The 23,893-nt window shown below is 72.6% G+C and carries 1 protein-coding gene; it reads right to left on the bottom strand.

Annotated elements, in window-relative coordinates; translation table 11 throughout:
* Window position 1: 1 nt before the first annotated feature.
* A complete protein-coding gene (locus tag TNCT6_RS02075) occupies window positions 2-23,854 on the bottom strand; it encodes a non-ribosomal peptide synthase/polyketide synthase (protein ID WP_141355982.1) in 23,853 nt (7,950 codons plus the stop codon).
* Window positions 23,855-23,893: the final 39 nt, after the last annotated feature.

Raw genomic sequence — 23,893 nt, 5'->3', positions numbered from 1 at the left:
ATCAGTCCTCCTGGTTGCGGGTTGGGGTGTCACCGGTGTCACCGGTGGCTTCGGCGAGCCTTGTGGCCAGAACCGGTCCGATCTGGGCCAGCGAGCCGGCCTGGGTCATCCGGTCGTGCCGGGTGGTGATCTCGTGCGATTCGATCCGGCCGGTGATGTATGGGCGCCAGGTCCCGGGCCCGGCGTCGTCCTTGCCCCGGTCGATCGTGGAGTTGAACAGCAGCAGGTCTCCGTCGAACCTGCCGGGGACGAAGTCGACCGCCAGCTTCGCGTTGTTGATCATGATTTGGACGACGACCTCGATCTGCTGCCCCGTCAGGCCGGCCAGCGCGCTGCCCCGCTCGCGCAGGATCTCCGCGACCTCGCCATAGGTCAGCGGCCGGTCGCCCAGCTCGTCCAGGCCGCAGTCGAGCACGCCGACGAGCACGTCCCGCTCGGTGGGCACGGGCACCTCCTCGAACGCCACGTCCTTCACCGGGTAGGCGTCGAGGATCGCCAGCAGCGCGGTCCGCTCGCCGCGTGCCTGCAACTCGCAGGCGATCGCGTGGGCGATCAGCCCGCCGGCGGACCAGCCGAGCAGCAGGTACGGGCCCTCGGGCTGGATCTTGCGGATCTGGTTGGCGTAGTCGGCCGCCATCTCCTCGAAGGACGTCGGCCGGGGTTCGGGGCGGCCGAGGCCGCGTGCCTGGATCGCGTAGACGGGGTACTCCGAACCGATGTGGTTCAGGAGCCCGCTGTACGACCAGCTGATGCCGCCGCCGGGGTGGATGCAGAAAAGCGGTGTCCGGCTCCCCGTCGTACGCAGCGGCAGCAGCACGTCCAACGCATCGTCGGGATCGTTCATGACCAGGCGTTCCGTGAGCCCGGCCACGGTCGGCGCCTCGAACAGCGTGCGCAGGCTGACCTCGACACCGAGGGTCTCGCGGACGCGGGAGACCAGGCGGGCGGCGAGCAGCGAGTGCCCGCCCAGGTCGAAGAAGCTGTCGTCGATGTGCACCTGTTCGCGGCCGAGGACGTGGGCGAAGAGGTCGCACAGCAGCTGTTCCTGCGGCGTCCGGGGGCCGCGCCCGGCGCCCGGCGCACCGTAGTCGGGGGCCGGCAGGGCAGCTCGGTCCAGCTTGCCGTTGGCGGTCAACGGCAGCACGTCCAGGGTGACGAACGCCGACGGCACCATGTACTCGGGCAGTTCGCGGCGCAGCCGGTCGGACAGTTCACCCGCCTCGGGCGCGCCCTCGGGAGCGGGTACCAGGTAGGCGACGAGCCGCTTGTCGTCCGGCTGGTCCTCGCGGACGACGACGGCCGCCTGGCCGACGCCCGGGCAACTCGCGAGCACCGCCTCGATCTCGCCGGGCTCGATCCTGAAGCCGCGCAGCTTGACCTGGTGGTCGGCCCGCCCGGCAAACTCCAGCGTGCCGTCGGCCAGCCACCACGCCAGGTCGCCCGTACGGTACATCCGGCTCCCGGCCGGCCCGTACGGATCGGCGGTGAACCGCTGTACCGTCAGGCCGGGCCGGCCGACGTAGCCCCGGGCCACGCCCACCCCCGCGAGGTACAGCTCGCCGACCACGCCCGGCGGCACCGGCCGCAGCGCGGAGTCGAGCACGTAGGCGCGCATGTTCGTCATCGGACGGCCGATCGGCACGGTCGCGGCGTGCTCGGAGAGGGTGTGCACCGGGTGGCAGGTGGCCAGGGTCGTGGCCTCGGTGGGCCCGTAGCCGTTGACCACCGTGATACCGGGGCAGGCCGCCAGCACCCGGACGACGGCGGCCGGGGACACCACGTCACCGCCGGTCCACACCTCGCGGACCCCTGCGAGCAGGCCCGGCCGCTCCTCGGCGACCAGGCGGAACAGGCCGGCCGTCAGCCACAGTCCGGTCACCTGATGCTCGTTGACCGCCTGATCCAGCAGGTCGAGATCGAGCCGCCCGGGCGGTGCGACCACGATCCGGCCGCCGCCGAGCAGTGGCACCCAGTGCTCGTACGTCGAGAGGTCGAACGCGGTGGGGGAGTGCAGCAGCACCCGCTCGTGTCCGCCGTCGCGCCAGCAGGGGGTCAGGGCGTGGGCCACCACGTCGCGGTGGGTGACAGCCACGCCCTTCGGCCGTCCGGTCGAGCCGGAGGTGTACATCACGTACGCCAACTGCCGTGGGTCGCAGGTGACTTCGGGGTCGGAGGAGTCGGACTCGGCCTGGAGCAGTGCGGTCAGCACGTCCTCGGTGAGGGCCAGTTTGGCCCCGGCCTCCTGGAGGATCAGGTCGATGCGGGACTGTGGGAATCGCGAGTCGAGGGGCACATAGGCGCCGCCCGCCTTGATGATCGCCAGGATCGCCACGACCAGATCCGCCGAGCGCTCCAGCAGTACCCCGACCGACGTCTCCGGCACCACGCCCTGGCGGATCAGTGCCCGCGCGAGGCGGTTGGCCCGCTGGTCGAGTTCCCGATAGGTCAGCTCGGTGCCGCTCGCCACGACCGCCACCGCATCCGGGGTGGCTCGCACCTGGCGAGCGAACAGCTCCGGCAGCCCGGCGTCGGGCAGCTCGGCGGCGGTGTCGTTCCATTCGGACAGCAGCCGGTGGCGCTCCTCGCCGGACATGATGTCAATCCGGCTGATCGGCCGGTCGGGGTCGGCGACCACCGCGCGCAGCAACCGCGCCCAGCGGGTGAACAGCAGCTCCACGGTGGCCGGGTCGAACAGATCGGTGGCGTACTCCACCGCACCGACCATGCCGTCGAGGCTGCCGTCCGGCCGGTACTGCTCGGCCAGACTGAACGTCAGGTCGACCCGCGCGGTGCCGGTCGGTGCCTCCAGGTGGCCGGTCGACAGCCCCGGCAGCGTGAACTCGCTCAACGGCGCGTTCTGCAAGGCCAGCATGATCTGGAAAAGCGGGTGGTGCGACAGCGACCGGGCCGGGTTGACCACCTCGACCAGGTACTCGAACGGCACATCCTGGTGGGCGTACGCGGACAGCGCCTTCTGCCGTACCCGGCCGAGCAGTTCGGCGAAGCCGGGGTCCCCGCTCGTGTCCGTGCGCAACACCAGGGTGTTGACCATGAACCCGACGAGGTCGTCCAGGGCCTGGTCGGTGCGCCCGGCGATGGGGCTGCCGATCGGGATGTCGGTGCCGGCGCCGAGCCGGGTGAGCAGCGCGGCGAGGCCGGCCTGGAGCACCATGAACATGCTGGCGCCGCGCGCGGTGGCCAGGTCCCGCAGTGCCTGGTGCAGTTCGGCGTTCAGTCGAACGGCGAGCCGGCCGCCCCGCTGGGAGGCCACGGCCGGCCGGGGCCGGTCCGTCGGCAGTTGCAGCCGTTGCGGCAGTTCGGTCAACTCATCGCCCCAATAGGCGAGTTGCCGGGCGAACAGGCTGTCCGGGTCGGCGGCGTCGCCGAGCAGATCGCGCTGCCACCGGGTGTAGTCGGCGTACTGCACCGGCAGCGGGGACCACCGCGGTTCCTCGCCCCGGCAGCGGGACGCGTAGGCCGTCGCCAGGTCGCGGGAGAGCGGGCCCATCGACCAGCCGTCGGCCGCGATGTGGTGCACCACGAGCAGCAGCACATGCCGGTCGGGGGCGAGCGCGTAGAGCTCCGCGCGGATCGGCGGCTCGGCGGCCAGGTCGAAGCCGCGCCCGGCGCCCTCCGCCAGCCGGCCGGCCAGCCGCACGTCGTCGAGCTCGACGACCGGCAGCTCGGGGCGGGCCTCGTCCGTGCTCAGCACGAGCTGGTACGGCACGCCGTCCGCCTCGCGCAGGACTGTTCGCAGGCTCGCGTGCCGGGCGATCACGTCGGCGAGCGCGGCATGCAGCGCCGCCCGGTCGAGTTCGCCGTCCAGGCGCAGTGCGAGCGGCATGTTGTAGGTGGCGCTGGGCCCGTCCAGGCGGTGCAGGAACCACAGACGTTGCTGGGCGAAGGACAGCGGTACCCGCCCGGGGCGCGGACGGGGGGTCAGCGCGGGCCGCTCCGTGACCGAGCCGTCGAGGCGGGCCGCCAGGGCGGCCACGGTCGGGTGCTCGAAGAGCGTACGGACCTCCAGCTCCGCACCGAAGGCCGCCCGGACCCGGGAGGCCAGCCGGGTCGCCAGCAGGGAATGCCCGCCGAGGTCGAAGAAGCTGTCCTCGACACCGACCCTGGGCAGCCCGAGCACGTCGGCGAAGAGATCGGCGAGCAACTGCTCCTGCGGAGTGCGCGGCGCCCGCCCGGTCGTGGCCGTCCCCAGGTCGGGGGCGGGCAGGGCGCGGCGGTCGACCTTGCCGCTGGCGGTCAGCGGCAGCGCGTCGAGGACGACGATGGCCGACGGCACGAGGTAGTCGGGCAGCCGTTCGCGCAGCCGGTCGCGGAGTGCGCCGACGAGGGCGCCCGTGGCACGGCTTCCGGTCGGACGGTTGGTGAGCGAGGACAACGCGGTGCCGACCGGCCGCAGTCGCCGGTAGACATCGACGGGGGCCACTCCCGGTACGTCGCCGATGACGACGTCCAGGGCGTCGGGCGCGTCGGCCGACCAGGTGACGTCCACCCGGCGCCCGAGTTCGTCGCCGAGCTCACGGAAGTCCTCCGGGTCGGGCAGGCCCTCGCTGTCCGGGCCGTGCAGCCGGTCCAGCAGTCCGACGAGCGTGCCGTCCCCGTTCTGCACCGCCCGGGCCAGTGCCGCCTCGCGGGCGACGCGCCGGTTCGGTACCCCGGTGATGCGCACCGGCTGCGCGCCGGGCCGGGCGAGCAACTCGCGCACTTCCGTGAGGTCGGCGACCTCTCGGCCCCACGTCAGCTCCTGCGGCGCGGCCGGTGCCGTTGGGACGGCCGACCGCTCGTGCAGCGTGACGTCGTAGCGGTAGCGAGTGAGCTCGTTGTGGTGCCGGCCGCCCTTGACCGCCACGGTCACCGCCCCGACGGTGCCGCGGTCGCGCAGGACGGTGAAGAAGTCCGGGTCGACCAGGAGTTCCTTCTCCACCAGAAGGGCCTGCTCCACGGCACGGTGCACCGAGGTCAGATCGGCGCCCTCGCCGGCCCGGTGGAGCTGGACGGCCGTGGCCAGCGGGCGCAGCAGCCGCAGGTTGCGGACGTCGCCGACGAAGAGCGCGCCACCGGGGGCGAGCAGCCGCATCAGTCTGTCGATCACGTCCGCGAGGTAGTCGGCGGACGGGAAGTACTGCACCACCGAGTTCAGCACGATGGTGTCGAACCGTCCGGCCGGCAGCCCTTCGGTGTCGTGCGCCGGGCGGGTCTGCAACACCACACGCTCGGCCAGCCGCTCCTCCCGCGCCACTTGGGCGGCCAGGGCGTCGATCGCGGTGGCGGAGAAGTCCGTCGCCCAGTAGGCCTCGCAGTGCGGTGCGACCTGTGAGAGGAGCAGGCCGGTACCGACGCCGACCTCCAGCACCCGGCGGGGGCGCAGGGCCAGGATGCGCGCCACGGTGGCGTCCCGCCACTCCCGCATCTGCTCGACCGGGATCGGGCTCGTGTCGTAACTGCTGTTCCAGCCGACGAAGTTCTGGCCGAAGGCGGCCTCCTCGGGAACGATGGGCAGGGCGTCGTAGATGTCCCGCCATTCCCCCACGTGGTCCGCTTCGAGACTGCTGTCCCGGGCCGCCTCCTGGCGCGGAACGACGTAGCCGACGAGCCGGTCGTCCTGTGCGAGGACGGCGGTCCGGGCGACGGCGGGGTGTTCGGCGAGGGCCGCTTCGATCTCGCCGAGTTCGATGCGGAAGCCGCGTACCTTCACCTGCTGGTCGGTGCGGCCGATGTATTCCAGTTCTCCGTCGGTGCGTCGGCGTACCAGGTCGCCGGTGCGGTACATGCGTTCGCCGTCCGTGCCGAACGGGCAGGCGACGAACCGTCCGGCCGTCAGCCCCGGCCGGTTCAGGTACCCGCGTGCCAGACCCGCTCCCGCGACGTACAACTCACCCGCCACGCCTGGCGGCACCAGCCGCATCCGCTCGTCCAGGACGTACACCCGGGCGTTGGCGATCGGACGGCCGATCGGCGGCACGCCCGACCCCGGGGACAGCGGGTCGCTCATCGTCGCGCACACCGTCGTCTCCGTCGGACCGTACGCGTTGATCATCCGACGGTCCGGAGCCCAGCGTTCCACCAGCTCCGGCGGGCAGGCCTCACCCGCTACCACCAGCGTCGACACGGTCAGCGCGTCCTGCGCCACGGTGGCCAGGACCGACGGGGGCACGGTCACGTGGGTGACCGCCAGGTCCGGGTCGGTCAGCGCGGCGACCGGGTCCGCCGTGGAGGGCAGCACCAGGGCCGCGCCCTGCAGCAGGGCGGTGAAGACTTCCGACACCGAAGCGTCGAAGCTGGGCGAGGCGAACTGGAGCACCCGGCTGTCGGGTTCGATTGCGAACCGCTCGATCTGGCCGGCCACCAGACTCGCCACCCCGCTGTGGCCGACCACGACGCCCTTGGGGCGGCCGGTGGAGCCCGAGGTGTAGATCACGTAGGCCGGGTGCCGGACGTCGAGCGCGATCTTCGGGTCGGTCTCGGGCCAGTCACCTTCGGTGACCATTGCCGGATCGTCGATGACCACCGTGGGGCGGGCGTCGTCCAGCATGAACGCGATCCGCGAGTGCGGGTACGAGGGGTCCACCGGTAGATAGGCGGCCCCTGCCTTCAGTACGCCCAGGATCGCCACGACCGATTCCAGCGACCGCGGCAGGGCCACGGCCACGATCTGTTCCGGGCCCACACCCCGGGCGATCAGCGCATGCGCGAACCGGTTCGCCCGCGCGTTCAGCCGGCGGTACGTCAGCTCGATGTCGCCGCAGACGAGTGCGACCGCATCCGGCGTCGCCACCACCTGCGCCGCGAACGCCTCCGGCACCGGTACGGCGTCCACCTCACGGGCGGTCGCGTTGCCGCGCTCCAGCAGCCGGTGCCGCTCGTCGGCGTCGAGGAGGTCGACCAGTCCGATCGGCTGCTCCGGGTCGGCGGTGACCGCCTCCAGCAGGAGCGTCCAGCGCCGGGCGAGGGTGGCGACCGTGTCCCGGTCGAACAGGTCGGTGGCGTACTCCACCACGCCGACGATCCCGGCCGGGCTTCCGTCCGGCCCGAACTGTTCGGCCAGGTTCACACCGAGGTCGAACTTGGCGGTTCCGGTGGCCACCGCGTAGGTGGTGACCTCCAGGCCGGGCAGCGAGAAGCGGCCCATCGGCGCGTTCTGCACGGCCAGGATGGTCTGGAACAGGGGGTGGTGGGAGAGTGACCGGGACGGGTTGAGTGCCTCTACCAGGTGCTCGAATGGGACGTCCTGGTGGGCGAAGGCCGTCAGCGCCGTTTCCCTTACGCGGCCCAGGAGTTCGGTGAACGTCGGATCGCCGCTCGTGTCGGTGCGGAGTACCAGTGTGTTGACGAAGAACCCGACCAGGTCGTCCAGTGCCTCGTCCGTGCGGCCCGCGATCGGGCTGCCGATCGGGATGTCCGTTCCCGCGCCCAGCCGCGTGTACAGCACGGCGAGGCCCGCCTGGAGCACCATGAACAGACTGGTACCGGTACGCCGCGCCAACTCCACCAGGGAGGTGTGAAGTTCGGAACTCAGCTCCAGGCCGATCTGGTCACCATGCCAGCGGGCGACGGCCGGCCGCGCCCGGTCGGTGGGCAGCTGGAGCAGCTCCGGCATGTCGGACAACTGCCGTTTCCAATAGCCGAGTTGTTCGGCGAACCGACTCTCCGGGTCGGCGGCGTCGCCGAGCAGGTCGCGCTGCCACAGCGTGTAGTCGGCGTACTGCACCGGCAGGATCGGCCGGCTCGGTGTGCGACCCTCGCACCGAGAGGCGTACGCCTCGGCGAGGTCGCGGGCCAGCGGGCCGGTGGACCAGCCGTCGCCGGCGATGTGGTGCATGACCAGCAGCAGCACGTGCTCCTGCGGGGAGACCTCGAACAGCTGCGCCCGCAGCGGCGGTTCCACCGCAAGGTCGAAGGGCCTCCGTGCGAACTCGGCAAGTTGTTTCGGCAGTTCGGCCTGCGACGTTCCGGTCGACCGCACCCGGGGCCGGGCCGCACCAGGGTCCAGGACGCGCTGGCACGGTACGCCGTCGACCTCCGGGAACACCGTCCGCAGGCTCTCGTGCCGGGTCACCACGTCGGCGAGTGCCTCGTCCAGCGCCGCCGCGTCGAGCGTCCCGGTCAGCCGGAGCGCCAGCGGGATGTGGTACGTCGCGGCGGTGCCGTCCATGCGATGCAGGAACCAGAGCCGGCGCTGGGCGAAGGAGAGCGGTACCGCTTCCGGCCGCACGTGCGCCGTCAGCGCCGGGCGGGCGCGACCGGCCTCGGCCAACGCCTCGGCCAAGCCCGCCGCGGTGGGCGCCTGGAAGAGCGCGCGCAACCCCAGCTCCACGCCGACCACCGAGCGGATCCGCGCGACCAGCCGGGTGGCGAGCAGGGAGTGCCCGCCCAGGTCGAAGAAGTCGTCGTCGACGCCGACCCGCGGCGCGCCCAGCACCTCGGCGAACAGCTCGCACAGGATCTGCTCCTGTGGCGTACGCGGCGCCCGGCCCGTCGTCGTGGTCACCGACTCGGGCGACGGCAGCGCTGCCCGGTCCAGCTTCCCGTTCGGCGTCAGCGGCAGCGCGTCCAGCAGGACGAACGCCGACGGCACCAGATAGTCGGGCAGGCGGTCGCGAAGATACGCCGTCAGCTCCGCCGGACGTACCACCGCGTCGGGACGCGCGGCCACGTAGCCGACGAGCCGGTCGTCCTGTGCGAGGACGGCGGTCCGGGCGACGGCGGGGTGTTCGGCGAGGGCCGCTTCGATCTCGCCGAGTTCGATGCGGAAGCCGCGTACCTTCACCTGCTGGTCGGTGCGGCCGATGTATTCCAGTTCTCCGTCGGTGCGTCGGCGTACCAGGTCGCCGGTGCGGTACATGCGTTCGCCGTCCGTGCCGAACGGGCAGGCGACGAACCGTCCGGCCGTCAGCCCCGGCCGGTTCAGGTACCCGCGTGCCAGGCCCGGGCCCGCGACGTACAACTCACCCGCCACTCCCGGCGGCACGATGCGCAGGCGCTCGTCCAGCACGTATGCCCGGAAATCCGCGACCGGTCGGCCGATCGGCGGCACGCCCGACCCCGGCGAGAGGGGGTGGCTCATCGTCGCGCACACCGTCGTCTCCGTCGGGCCGTACGCGTTGATCATCCGGCGCCCGGGCGCCCACCGTGCCACCAGCTCCGGCGCACACGCTTCACCTGCCACCACCAGGGTGGCGGCCGTGACGTCGGCGCCGTCGAGCGCCGCCAGAGCCGAAGGCGGCAGCGTCACATGGGTGACGTCGAGCCGACGGTCCGTCAGGCCCTCCAGCGGGGCATCGGGCGGGGCCAGGACGAGGGCGGCACCGGTGAGCAGGGCGCTGCACAGGTCCCAGAACGACGCGTCGAAGCTGGGCGAGGCGAACTGGAGCACTCGACTGCCCGGCGCCACGCCGAGCCGCTCGACCTGCGTCGCCACCAGGCCCGCCACTCCGGTGTGGCCGACCACGACGCCCTTGGGGCGGCCGGTGGAGCCCGAGGTGTAGATCACGTAGGCCGGGTGCCGGACGTCGAGCGCGATCTTCGGGTCGGTCTCGGGCCAGTCTCCTTCGGTGACCATTGCCGGATCGTCGATGACCACCGTGGGGCGGGCGTCGTCCAGCATGAACGCGATCCGCGAGTGCGGGTACGAGGGGTCCACCGGTAGATAGGCGGCCCCTGCCTTCAGTACGCCCAGGATCGCCACGACCGATTCCAGCGACCGCGGCAGGGCCACGGCCACGATCTGTTCCGGGCCCACACCCCGGGCGATCAGCGCATGCGCGAACCGGTTCGCCCGCGCGTTCAGCCGGCGGTACGTCAGCTCGATGTCGCCGCAGACGAGTGCGACCGCATCCGGGGTCGCCGCCACCTGCGCCGCGAGCATCTCCGGCAGGCTCGCGGCGGCGGTCCCGCTCTCGGCGGCGGGCAGCAGCTCGCGGCGCTCCCCGTCGGACAGCAGGTCGATCCCGCCGATCGGTCGCTCCGGAGCGGCTGCGACCGCGGCCAGCAGCCTGGTCCACCGGGCGAAGAGTGCCTCCACCGTCGAGCGGTCGAACAGGTCGGCGCTGAACTCGACCGCACCGCTCAGACCGGCAGGCGCGCCATCGGGTCCGTGCTGCTCCGCCAGGCCGAAGGTCAGGTCCAGCCGGGAGGTCCCGGTGGGCACGGTCATCCCGGTGGCCCTCAGGCCGGGCAGTTCGAAGTCACCGCCCGGCGCGTTCTGTACGACCAGTCCGGTCTGGAACAGGGGGTGGTGGGAGAGTGACCGGGACGGGTTGAGTGCCTCTACCAGGTGCTCGAATGGGACGTCCTGGTGGGCGAAGGCCGTCAGCGCCGTTTCCCTTACGCGGCCCAGGAGTTCGGTGAACGTCGGATCGCCGCTCGTGTCGGTGCGGAGTACCAGTGTGTTGACGAAGAACCCGACCAGGTCGTCCAGTGCCTCGTCCGTGCGGCCCGCGATCGGGCTGCCGATCGGGATGTCCGTTCCCGCGCCCAGCCGCGTGTACAGCGCGGCGAGGCCCGCCTGGAGCACCATGAACAGACTGGTACCGGTACGCCGTGCCAACTCCATCAGGGAGGTGTGGAGTTCGGCGTCGATGGTGACGTCCAGCAGGTCGCCGCGGTATGTCATGGCGGCCGGACGCGGCCGGTCGACCGGTAGTTGCAGCTGGTCGGGCAATCCGGCCAGAGCCTCGGTCCAGTAGACGACCTGGCGCGCGAACGCACTGTCCGCGTCGTGCTCGTCGCCGAGGATCTCGTGCTGCCACAGGGTGTAGTCGCGGTACGTCACCGGCAGCGGCGGCCATGCGGGTGCCGCACCGCTCTGCCGGGTGGCGTAGGCCGCGGCGAGGTCGCGGGCCAGCGGACCCATGGACCAGCCGTCACCGGCGATGTGGTGCATCACCAGCAGCAGCACGTGCTCCTGCGGCGCCACCTCGAACAGCTCAGCCCGCAGCGGCGGTTCCGACGTCAGGTCGAAGGCCCGTACCGCCGCCTCGCGCAGCAGGGACGGAACCTCCGCCTCGTCGGCCGCGCGCACGGCCAGCGGGACGGCGGACTCGGCGGCGTCCAGTACCCGCTGGTGCGGAACGCCGGCGGTGTGGGGGAAGACCGTGCGCAGGGTCTCGTGCCGGGCGACCACATCGGCGAGCGCGGCACTCAGCGCGGCCCGGTCCAGGTCGCCGGACAGCCGCAGGGCGAGCGGCATGTGGTAGGTGGCGCTCGGCGTCCCGAACTGCTGGAGGAACCAGAGCCGGCGCTGCGCGAACGACAACGGCATGGGCTCGCGGCGGGGCTGGGGGACCAGGGCCTGCCGCGCGGTGCCGGCGTCGTGCAGCCCGGCAGCGAGCCCGGCGGCCGTCGGCGTTCGGAACAGGCTGCGCAGTTCCAGCTCGACTCCGAGCGTAGCCCGGACCCGCGAGACCAGCCGGGTGGCGAGCAGGGAGTGCCCGCCGAGGGCGAAGAAGTCGTCGTCGACCCCGACCCGGGGCAGGCCCAGCACCTCGGCGAACAACGCGCACAGGATCTGCTCCTGCGGCGTGCGCGGCGCGCGGCTGCTTTCGGCTGTACCCGGCTCGGGCGCGGGCAGTGCCGCCCGGTCCAGTTTTCCGTTCGCCGTCAGCGGCAGCGCGTCCAGCAGCACGAACGCCGACGGCACCAGGTAGTCCGGCACCCGGTCGCGCAGGTACGCCGCCAGCGCCGCAGGCGTCGCCCCGGACCCGGCCGTGGGAACCACGTACGCGACGATCCGGCTCTCCCCCGGCTGGTCCACCCGGGGGAGTACCGCAACCTGGGCGACATCCCGGTGCGCGGCCAACTCGGCCTCGATCTCGCCCGGTTCGATCCGGAAGCCGCGGACCTTCACCTGGTGGTCCGTCCGGCCCCCGAACTCCAGCTCGCCGTCGGCGCGCCAGAGGACCAGGTCACCGGTGCGGTACATCCGCGCCCCGGCCGGACCGTACGGGTTGGCGACGAACCGCGTGGCGGTGAGCCCGGGCCGGTTCAGGTAGCCGCGGGCGAGTCCCGTCCCGGCGAGGTACAGCTCGCCCGGCACGCCGGGGGCGACCGGCCGCAGAGCCGAATCCAGCACGTATGCCTGGCAGTTGGCGATCGGGCGGCCGATCGGCACCGGCAGTGGGCAGTCGGCGGGGTCGGCCGGCAGCGGATAGGCGGTGATCACGTGGGTTTCGGCGGGGCCGTAGTGGTTGTGCAGCACCCGGCCCGGTACCCGGGTCTGGAGGCGGCGCACGGCATTGCCCAGCCGCATCGCCTCGCCGGCCTGCGCGACCAGCCGCAGGCTCGGCAGCTCAAGGCCGGCCTCCTCGGCGGCCTCGGCCAGCGCCTCGATCACCAGATTGGGCGCGAACAGCTCCTCGACCCCGTGCCGTTCCAGCCAGCGGGCGAACAGCTCGGCGCTGCGGCGCTGCTCCTCGGTCGGCACCACGAGGGTCTTGCCGTACAGCAGCGCCGAGAGCATCTCCTGCACCGAGACGTCGAAGCTGATCGCGGTGAACTGCGCGGTGCGCGTGCCGGGTTCGCCGCCGACGGCCCGGTGATGCCACGCCAGCAGGTTCAGCAGCCCGGCGGCGGGCATCACCACGGCCTTGGGCCGGCCGGTGGAGCCCGAGGTGTAGATGACGTAGGCCGGGTGCCGCGTGTCCGCGGTGACGGCCGGGTCGTGCTCCGGCTGCTCCTCGGCCGGTGTGACGGCCGCGAGGTCGTCGAGCACCACGGCCGGGCGCGCGTCCTCCAGCATGTACGCGATGCGGGCGGCCGGGTAGTCCGGGTCGACCGGCAGGTACGCGGCACCCGTCTTGAGAACCGCGAGGACGGCGACCACCAGCTCGGCGGAGCGCGGCAGTCGCAGGGCGACGACCTGCTCCGGCGCCACCCCGCGCGCGATCAGCGCGTGCGCCAGGCGATTGGCCCTGCGGTTCAGCTCGCGGTAGGTCAGTACGGTGTCCTCGAACACCACCGCCGGGGCCTCGGGGGTCGCCCGTACCTGGGCCTCGAACAGGGACGGCAGGCCGGTGGCGGGAGCCGGGCACGCGGTGTCGTTGCGTACGACGAGCAGTTCGTGCCGCTCCTCGGCGGCGAGGACGTCGATCCGGCTCAGCGGCCGGTCCGGCTCGGCGACCACCGACGAAAGCAGGCGCAGCCACCGGGCGACCAGCGCCGCCACCGTGGTGTGGTCGAACAGGTCGGTGCTGTACTCGACCCGCCCGATGATGCCCTCGGCCGGCCCGCCGGTGCCGCCGCGCTCCAGCAGATGGATGGAGAGGTCGAACATCGCCGTGGGCGTCCGTACCAGTACGGTCTCGGTGCTCAGGCCGGGCAGGGCGAACTCGGTGCGGGGCACGTTCTGCAGCGCGAGCAGCACCTGGAACAGGGGCTGGCGGGCGAGCGACCGGGCCGGGTTGAGGGCCTCGACGAGGTGGTCGAACGGCAGGTCCTGGTGCGCGTACGCGGCCAGCGCGTGCTCCCGGACCCGGCCGAGGAGCTCGGCGAAGGTCGGGTCGCCCGAGGTGTCGGTCCGCAGCACCAGGGTGTTGACGAAGAACCCGACGAGGTCGTCCAGGGCCTGGTCGGTCCGGCCGGCGATCAGGCTGCCGATCGGGATGTCCGTTCCCGCGCCCAGCTTGTGCAGCAGCGCCGCCAGTGCGGCCTGCAACACCATGTAGGCGCTGGCCCCGTGCTCCCGGCCCAGGCGGATCAGCCCGGCGTGCAGTTCGGCGTCCAGCTCGACCGCGAGGTGGCCGCCGCCATGGGAGGGAACGGAGGGGCGGTGGCGGTCGGCGGGAAGCCGGATCTGCTCCGGCAGGTCCGCCAACATCCGTGTCCAGTAGGCCGTCTGGCGGGCGGTCAGGCTGTCCTGGTCGGCTGCGTCGCCGAGCAGCTGGTGCTGCCACAGGGTGTAGTCGGCGTACTGAACGGCCAGCGGCGCCCACTGCGGTTCCTCGCCCCGGCAGCGCGCCGCGTACGCGGTGGCAAGGTCGGTCGACAACGGGCCCAGCGACCAGCCGTCACCGGCGATGTGGTGGACCACCACCAGCAGTACGTGCTCGTCGGGTCCCGTCTCGAACAGCTCGGCACGCAGCGGTGGTTCGGTGGCGAGATCGAAGCCACGCGCCGCGGCCGCGGCCAGCAGCTCCGTCAGGTCCGTCGCGTCGGCCGGGACGGCTGTGAGCTTCGGCCGCACCGCCCCGGGGGCCAGCACCTGCTGGAACGGCACGCCGTCCGCCGCCGGGAAGACCGTGCGCAGGCTCTCGTGCCGGTCGGCCACGTCGGTGAGCGCCTTCTCCAGGGCCACCCGGTCCAGCGGTCCGGAGAGGCGCCACGCCAGCGGCATGTTGTAGATCGGTGCGGCTCCGTCCAGCTGGTGCAGGAACCAGAGCCGCCGCTGCGCGGACGACAGTGGTACCCGCTCGGGCCGCTCCATCCGCCGCAGGGCGAGCCTGGCTCGGTCGGCGCCGCCCAGTACGGCGGCCAGCCCGGCCACGGTCGGGGTCCGGAACAGGGTGTGCAGCGCCAGCTCGACGCCCAGGGCCGCCCTGACCCGGGCCACCAGCCGGGTGGCCAGCAGGGAGTGGCCGCCCAGGTCGAAGAAGCTGTCGTCGACGCCGACCCGCGTCAGGCCCAGTACCTCGGCGAACAGTTCGGCCAGCACCTGCTCCTGCGGGGTGTGCGGCGTCCTGCCGACCCGCGATCCGGCGAACTCGGGCTCGGGCAGGGCACGCCGGTCGAGCTTGCCGTTGGCGGTCAACGGCAGGGCGTCGAGGGTGACGAACGCGGCGGGCACCATGTAGTCCGGCAGCCACTCGCGGAGGTGGGCACGCAGTTCCTCCGGCCGAAGTTCGGCGCCGGTGACGGGCACCAGGTAGGCGACCAGGCGGGTGTCCTCCGGCTGGTCCTTCCGAGCGATGACCGCGACCTGACCGACCTGCGGGTGTTCGGCCAACGCAGTCTCGATCTCACCGAGTTCGATCCGGAAGCCGCGCACCTTCACCTGGTCGTCGGCACGGCCGAGATACTCCAACTGACCGTCGGCGCGGCGGCGCACCAGGTCCCCGGTGCGGTACATCCGCTCACCTGCCGCACCGAACGGGCAGGCCACGAACCGCCTGGCGGAGAGCCCGGGCCGGTTCAGGTAGCCACGGGCGAGGCCCGGGCCGGCGACGTACAGCTCCCCGGTCACGCCCGGCGGCACCAGGCCCAGGCGCTGGTCCAGCACGTACGCCCGGAACCCGGCGACGCCACGGCCGATCGGCGGCACGCCCGGTCCCGGCGACAGCGGCTCGCTCATCGTCGCGATGACCGTCGTCTCGGTCGGACCGTAGGCGTTGATCATCCGCCGCCCCGGCGCCCATCGCGCGACCAGCTCCGACGGGCATGCCTCGCCCGCGACCGCCAGCGTCGGCACGTCCACCGCGTCCGGCGACAGCGCCGCCAGCACGGACGGCGGCACCGTCGCATGGGTGAGGGCAAGGCTCGGATCGGTCAGCGCGGAGACCGGCTCGGCCGCGGGTGCCGGTACGAGAGCGGCACCGGTGAGCAGGGCGCCGCACAGGTCCCACAGCGAGACGTCGAAGCTCGGCGAGGAGAACTGGAGCACCCGGCTGGCCGCGTCGATGCCGAGCCGCTCGACCTGCTCGGCCACCATGCCTCGCAGGCCCGCGTGGCTGACCACCACGCCCTTGGGCCGTCCGGTCGAGCCGGACGTGTAGATCACGTAAGCCGAGTGACGGGCGTCCACCGCGACGGCAGGATCGGTGTCCGGCCGCCCGGACACGTCGGCCACCATCGCCGGGTCGTCGACCACCACGGTCGGCCCTGCGTCCTGCAGCATGAACGCGATCCGCGACTCCGGATACGCCGGATCCACCGGCAGATAGGCGGCTCCCGTCTTCAGGACACCCAGGACGGCCACCACGAACTCCACCGACCGCGGCAACGCCACCGCCACGATCTGCTCCGGACCCACACCCCGCGCGATCAGCGCATGCGCGAATCGGTTCGCCCACGCATCCAGCTGACGGTACGTCAGCTCGACACCCTCGGAGGCCAGAGCAACGCCCTCGGGCGTCGCCGCCGCCTGCGCCGCGAACATCTCCGGCAGGCTCGCGGTGACCGCCCCGCCCTCGACCGCGGGCAGCAACTCGCGGCGCTCCGAGACGGACAGCAGATCGACGCGGCTGAGCCGCTGTTGCGGATCGGCGACAGCCGCCCTCAGCAGCCGCACCCAGCGCGCGACCATCATGTCGACGGTCGCCGGATCGTACAGATCGCCGGCGAACTGGACGAGCGCGTCGATCCCGTCCGGGGAACCGTACCCGGAGTGCCGCTCGGACAGGGAGAAGACCAGGTCGAACTTGGACGTGGTCGTGTTCAGCTCCACCTCGCCGACGCGCAGCCCCGGTGGGGCGAAGTCGGCGCGGGGCGCGTTCTGCAGCACCAGCATGACCTGGAACAGCGGGTGATGCGCCAGCGAGCGCACCGGATTGAGGGCTTCGACCAGGTACTCGAACGGCAGGTCCTGGTTGGCGTACCCGGCCAGCGCGGTGTCCCGCACCCGGCCGAGCAACTCGGCGAACGTCGGATCGCCCGAGGTGTCCGTCCGCAGCACCAGGGTGTTGACGAAGTATCCGACCAACTCGTCGAGTGCCTGGTCGGTCCGGCCGGCGATCGGGCTGCCGACCGGGATGTCGTCACCCGCACCGAGCTTGCTCAGCAGCGCCGCCAGCCCGGCCTGAAGCACCATGAACAGACTGGTCCCGTGCGCGCGGGCGAGTTCACGCAGACCGCGGTGCAGCTCCGCGTCCAGCCCGGCACGCACGAAGCCGCCCCGGTGCGAGGCGACCGCCGGGCGGGGCCGGTCACCGGGCAGCCGGATCTGCTCCGGCAGATCGGCCAACTGCCGGGTCCAGTAGGCGGTCTGGCGGGCGAACAGACTGTCCTGGTCGGTGGCGTCGCCGAGCAGCTGGTGCTGCCACAGGGTGTAGTCGGCGTACTGGACCGGCAGCGCCGCCCACCGCGGCCCCTCGCCGCGGCAGCGCGACGCGTAGGCGGCGGTCAGGTCCTGCGCAAGCGGGCCCAGCGACCAGCCGTCACCCGCGATGTGGTGGAGCACCACCTGAAGCACGTGCTCGTTTGGCGCCAACTCGAACAGCCCGACGCGCAGCGGCAGATCCACCGCCAGGTCGAACGGACGATCCTTCGCGGCCGCCAGCACGCCCGGCAGCCCGGCCTCGGTGGTCCGGCTCACGTCCAGCCGCGGGCGGGCCGCCACCACGTCCAGCACCTGCTGGTACGGCACGCCGTCCACCACCGGGAAGACGGTGCGCAGGGTTTCGTGCCGGGCCACCGCGTCCGCCAGGGCGGCCTCCAGGGCCTGCCGGTCCAGGCGCCCGGACAGCCGCCACGCCAGGGAGATGTGGTAGTTCGCGCCGGAGCCCTCCAGCTGGTCCAGGAACCAGAGCCGCCGCTGCGCGAACGACAGCGGGATCCGCTCCGGCCGCACGTGGGGCGCCAGTGCCTGTTGTGCCTGGCGGGCTCCCGCGAGGGCGGCAGCCACGCCGGCCGGGGTCGGGGTCTCGAACAGGGTGCGCAGTTCCAGCTCCACCCCCAGGGTCGCCCGGACCCGGGCGGCCAGGCGGGTTGCCAGCAGCGAGTGCCCGCCCAGGTCGAAGAAGCTGTCCTCGACGCCGGCCTCGGCCACCCCGAGGACCTCGGCGAACAACTCGCACAGGACCTGCTCCTGCGGCGTACGCGGCGCGCGGCCGGTGTTCGCCGGAGCGAGGTCGGGTGCGGGCAGCGCCCGTCGGTCCAGTTTGCCGTTGGCGGTCAACGGCAGGGCGTCGAGGGTGACGAACGCGGCGGGCACCATGTACTCCGGCAGCAGCTCCCGCAGATGCTCGCGCAGCTCCGCCGGCCGCGGGGCGGCACCCGGGGCGGCCACCAGGTACGCGACCAGCCGGGTGTCGTCCGCCCGGTCCTGCCGCGCCAGCACGGCGACCTGTACGACGGACGAGTGGGCGGCCAGCGCCGCCTCGACCTCGCCGAGCTCGATCCGGAAGCCGCGCACCTTCACCTGGTCGTCGGCACGGCCCACGAACCGCAGACTGCCGTCCGCACACCGGCGCACCACGTCGCCGCTGCGGTACATGCGCGCACCGGCCGGCCCGAACGGGTCGGCCACGAAGCGCCCGGCGGTCAGACCGGGCCGGTTCAGGTATCCGCGCGCCAGCCCGGCGCCCGCGACGTACAGCTCGCCGGGCACGCCCGGGGGCACCGGCCGCAGGTGGGCGTCCAGCACGTACGTGCGCAGGTCGGGGAGGGCCGCGCCGATCCGGCCCGCGGCGGTGTCGGACCGGTCGAGTGCGGCGTGGGTCACGTGCACGGTGGTCTCGGTGATGCCGTACATGTTGACCAGCAGCGGCGCGTCGTCCGGGTGTCGCTCGTACCAGCTCGTCAGCCGGGCGTGCTCCAGTGCCTCGCCGCCGAACACCACGGTGCGCAGGGCGAGCGAACGGCTGGTCTCCGGTGCCTCCTGGTCCGCCTGCATCAACTGGTAGAAGGCCGACGGCGTCTGGTTGAGCACCGTCACCCGTTCACGGGCGAGGAGCTCCAGGAACCCGTGCGGTGAGCGGCTGGTCTCGTGGTCCACGACCACCAGGCGGCCGCCGTACAGCAGCGGGCCCCACAGCTCCCACACCGAGAAGTCGAAGGCGTAGGAGTGGAAGAGGGTCCAGACGTCCTCGGCGGAGAAGCCGAACAGCTCCTGGGCGGTGCCGAACAGCCTCACCACGTTCGTGTGCGGGACCACGACGCCCTTGGGGTCGCCGGTGGACCCGGAGGTGTAGATGACGTAGGCGGGGTGGCCTGGGTCGAGAGGGATCTCCGGGTCGGTGTCCGGCAGCTCGGCCAGGTCGGCGGTGTCCAGCAGGAGCCGGTCCACCGGGTCCGCCCCGGGCAGTTCTCCGATCCGGCTCGTCGTCACGAGCAGCGCCGGCCGGGCGTCCCGAAGCAGGTAGGCGATCCGGGCGGCCGGGTACTGCGGGTCCACCGGAACGTAGGCGGCTCCCGCCTTGAGGACCGCGAGGACCGCCACCACCAGGTCGGCCGAGCGCGGCAGGGCCAGCGCCACCAGCTGCTCAGGCCGCACGCCCCGGGCGATCAGGGCGTGCGCAAGCCGGTTGGCCCGGGCGTTCAACTCACCGTAGGTCAGCGTGACGTCGCCGCTCACCACGGCGACCGCCGACGGGTTCGCCCGTACCTGCCGCTCGAAGAGCGCGGTGATGCTGCTCTCCGGCAACTGCCCACTCCGGCCTACGACAGCCGGCAGCAGCGCGCGGAACTCGTCGGCGGACAGCACGTCCACCTGGCCGATCCGCCGACCGGGCTCGGCCACCACGGCGCGGAGCAGCCGCAGCCACCGGTCGACGATCCCCTCCACGGTGGCCGCGTCGAACAGGTCGGTGCTGTACTCCACCATCCCCGACAGCCCGTGCCCGCCGGGCTGTTCGGTCAGCATGAACGTCAGGTCGCACTTGGCCGTCCCGGTGTGGACCAGGTCGGTCGCCACGCGCAGCCGCGGCAGGTCGAACGTGCCGAGCGGCGCGTTCTGCAGGGCGAGCATGGTCTGGAACAGGGGGTGGTGTGCCAGCGACCGGGCTGGGTTCAGTGCCTCCACGAGGTGCTCGAACGGCACGTCCTGATGCCCGTACGCGGCCAGCGCGTCGGTGCGCACCCGGCCCAGCAGGTCGGTGAACGACGGGTCGCCGGAGAGGTCGGTACGCAGCACCAGGGTGTTGACGAAGAAGCCGACCAGGTCGTCCGCGGCCTCGTCGGTGCGTCCGGCGATCGGTGTGCCGATCGGGACGTCGGTGCCCGCGCCGAGCTTGCCCAGCAGGGCGGCCAGCCCGGCCTGGAGCACCATGAAGAGGCTGGCCCCGCCGTCACGGGCGAGGGCGCGCAGCCCCTGGTGCAGTTCGGCGTCGATCCGCACCGGCAGGAGGGCGCCCCGGTGGGACGTCACCGCCGGCCTGGGCCGGTCGAACGGCAGCTCGACCTGCTCGGGCAGGTCGGCCAGCTGCTCCTTCCAGTAGAGCAGTTGACTGCGCAGCAGGCTGTCCGGGTCAGAGCCCTCACCGAGCAGCTCGCGCTGCCAGAGGGCATGGTCGGCGTACTGGACCGGCAGCGGAGCCCACTCCGGCTTCGCCCCTTCGGAACGGGCCACGTAGGCGGTGGTCAGGTCCCGCGATAGCGGCCCCATCGACCAGCCGTCGCCGGCGATGTGGTGCACCACCACCAGCAGTACGTGCTCGTCGGCTCCCAGCTTGAACAGTTCGGTGTGCAGCGGCGGCTCCTCGGAGAGCTCGAAGCCGTGCCGGGCCGCCTCCGCCAGTCGATCCGGCAGGTCGCCCTCGCCGACCTCGGTCACACGCAGTCGCGGCCGTGCCTCGTCGAGGTCCAGCACCCGCTGGCACGGCACGTCGTCGACCACCGGGAAGACGGTGCGCAGGCTCTCGTGGCGCTCGACCACGTCCGCCAGCGCGGCTTCCAGGGCCCGCTCGTCGAGGTCGCCGGACAGCCGCAGCGCCAGCGGGATGTTGTACGTGGCGCCCGGGCCCTCCATGCGGTGCAGGAACCACAACCGGCGCTGCGCGAAGGACAGTGGGATCGCCTCGGGCCGCTCGCGCCGCCCCAGCGCCGGCCGTGCCCGGTCCGCGCGGTCCACCGCCGTCGCCAGTTCCGCCACCGTCGGCGCGTCGAACAGGTCGCCCAGTTGCAGCTCCACGCCCAGCGCCGACCGGGCCCTGGCGACCAGCCGGGTGGCCAGCAGCGAATGCCCGCCGAGGTCGAAGAAGCTGTCGTCCGGCCCGGCCTCGGCCACCCCGAGCACCTCGGTGAACAGCCCGGCCAGCACGTGTTCGGTCGCGGTGCGCGGAGCGCGGCCCGGGGCGGCCGCGGCCTGCTCGGGGGCCGGCAGGGCCCGTCGGTCGAGCTTCCGGTTCGGCGTCAGCGGCAGTGCGTCCAGCATCACGAACGCGGTCGGCACCATGTACTCCGGCAGCCGCTCGCGCAGGTGTTCACGCAGCGCGGGCACGGCCACTGTGGCACCGGGGGCCGGTACGAAGTAGGCGACCAGCCGGGTGTCCCCTTCGGTACGTACCAGAACGGCGGCCTGTGCGACGTGCGGGTGCTCGACGAGCCCGGCCTCGATCTCGCCGAGTTCGATCCGGAAGCCTCGGACCTTGACCTGGTCGTCGGTACGGCCGAGGAACTCCAGGTTCCCGTCCGGGCCCCACTGCACCAGGTCGCCCGTGCGGTACATGCGCGAGCCGGCCGGCCCGAACGGGTCGGCCACGAAACGCCCGGTGGTCAGACCCGGCCGGTTGAGGTAGCCCCGTGCCAGGCCCGCGCCGGCGATGTACAGCTCACCCGCCACACCCGTGGGCATCGGCCGCAACGCGCCGTCAAGTACGTACAGCCGGGTGTTGCCGACCGGTCGGCCGATCACCGGGCGCCGGCTCGACTCCAGCGGCGCGACGACCGAGTTCACCGTGCACTCGGACGGACCGTAGAAGTTCATGCAGGACACCCCGTCGGCCGAGCGCAGGCGCTCCCACAGCTGCTCCGGGATGGCCTCCCCGCCCGCCGCGACCATCACGGGACGCCACTGCGGATCGTCGAGCATCCCCTGTGCGACCAGAACGTGGAGGTACGACGGGGTGGCCTCGATGAAGTCGAGCCGGCAGCGCCTGGCGTAGTCGACGAAGGCGTCCGGGTCGGTCCAGGTCGCCCGGTCCAGTACGTGCAGCTCGTGGCCCGCGAACAGGCTGAGCAACTGGTTCCAGGCCGCGTCGAACGAGACCGACGTGGTCAGGGCCACCCTCAGCCGTCGCCTCCGGTCCACGAGCAGGGGCGGGAACAAGGTCCGCTGCTGGTCGGTGAACAGGTTGAGCAGGCCGCGGTGCGTCGACACCACGCCCTTGGGCCGCCCGGTGGAACCGGAGGTGTAGATGACGTACGCCGGATGTTCCGGATCGACGGTCACTTCCGGGTCCACTGCCGGGCAACCCGCCACCGTAGCGGCCGTCTCCGGTTCGTCGATCACCAGCCGCTCGGTGGGACCGGCCTCGGCCAGCCGTTCCAGGGCACGCACGTCGGTCACCACCAGGACCGGCCGCGCGTCGTCGAGCATGTACCCGATCCGGGCGGCAGGGTACTCCGGGTCGACCGGGACGTAGGCGGCCCCGGCCTTCAGCACCGCGAGGATCGCCACCACCAGTTCCGCCGAGCGTGGCAGGGCCACCGCGACCAGCCGCTCCGGCCCCACCCCACGGGCGATCAGGGCATGCGCCAGCCGGTTCGCCCGCGCGTCCAGCTCCGCAAACGTCAGTGCCGTGTCCGGCGCCACCACCGCGACCGCGTCCGGCGTCGCCCGCACCTGCGCCCGGAACACCTCCGCCAGGCCCTCGGCTGAGGCCTGCGTCACCGGACCGGCGCCCAGCGTCAGCAGCTCACGCTCCTCGTCCCCGGCGAGCAGGCCGATCCGGCCGACCGGCTCCTGTGGGTCGCAGCGCGCGACGGCGTCCAGCAGCGCGATCAGACGCCGTTGGTGTACGGCGAGTTCGTCCTCGCTCCAGGTCTGGGGTGCGCCCTTGAGCTCGACCCGGAGTTCATCTTCTCCCCGCCGGCCCATGATCCAGAGGGCCAGCCCGGTGGTCGGCTCGGGGAGAAGGTAGTGCAGCGTGGCGGGGTGCCCGGCGAAACTCGGGGCGGAGTCGAAGACCATGATGTTGACGACGAGCGGGAACGCCGCCCCGGGGGAACCGGGGACGCCGAGGTCCCGGAACAGGTCCTCGCTGCGGTAGCGCTGGTGCACGAGAGCCGCGTCGGCCTCCCGTGCCACCTCGGTGACGAGGTCGTACCACCGCATGTCCGGACGCATCGGCAGGCGCAGGGGCAGCACGTTCGCCACCGTGCCGGGCGTGGACAGCAGAGCGCGTTCGGCTCCCTCGCGCCCGGTGACGGGAAGGCCGATCAGCACGTCCCGGTCCCCGGTGAGCCGGTGTGCGTAGAGAGCCGCCGCCGCGATCAGTGGGCGGGACCAGTGGACTTCGGTCCGTGCTGCCCCCGCTCGCAGCGCGTCCACGTGGAGCACCGCCGGTTCCACCGCGGTGTGCGGACCGCTCCCACCACGTGGCTCCCGGCCGGTGAGCTGAGCCGGTTCCGGCCGGTCGGCGAGCCGCTCTGTCCAGTACGACTGATCGGAGGCGAACTGCTCCGAGGCGCGGTAGCCGGCGTCACCGCGGATCAGCTCGTCCAATGAACCGAACGGCGACGGCGGCACCGGGCCGCCCGCCGCCAGCGCCGCGTACATCCGCGTGAGCCGCCGCCGGACGAGGGAGAGGCCGAATCCGTCCATCACCAGGTGGTGGTAGTTCTGGTACACGAGGTGGTGGGTCGGCGACAGGCTGATCAGCGCGAAGCTGAAGAGCGGATCACGTGAGAGGTCCAGCGCACGCGTCCGGTCCCGGGCCATCCACTCGAGGCCTGCCGCTCGTGGGTCGGACTCCGAGCTCAGGTCGAGCAGATGGGGTTCCCAGTCCCATGCCTCGCGGACCACCTGCCGCGGTTCCCGCCCGTCGTCCACGAAACTCACGTGCAGGGCGTCGATCTCGTCGACCACCCGGCGCAGTGCGGTCTCGAAGAGCTCCGCGTCGACCGGGCTGTGGACCTCCAGATAGTCGCCGATGCGGTAGGCGTCGAGCGCGGTCCGCGCGCGCTGCTCGGCGAGCCAGATCTCACGCTGGGCCGCCGTCAGGGGAAGGGCATCGCCGTCGCGACGGGACATGGGGGTACCTCCGGAAGTGTGGGCAGGCGTGGTCGCAGG

The sequence above is a fragment of the Streptomyces sp. 6-11-2 genome, from assembly GCF_006540305.1.
Taxonomy (GTDB): Bacteria; Actinomycetota; Actinomycetes; order Streptomycetales; family Streptomycetaceae; genus Streptomyces.
This window is presented reverse-complemented; position numbering and strand designations above follow the sequence as displayed.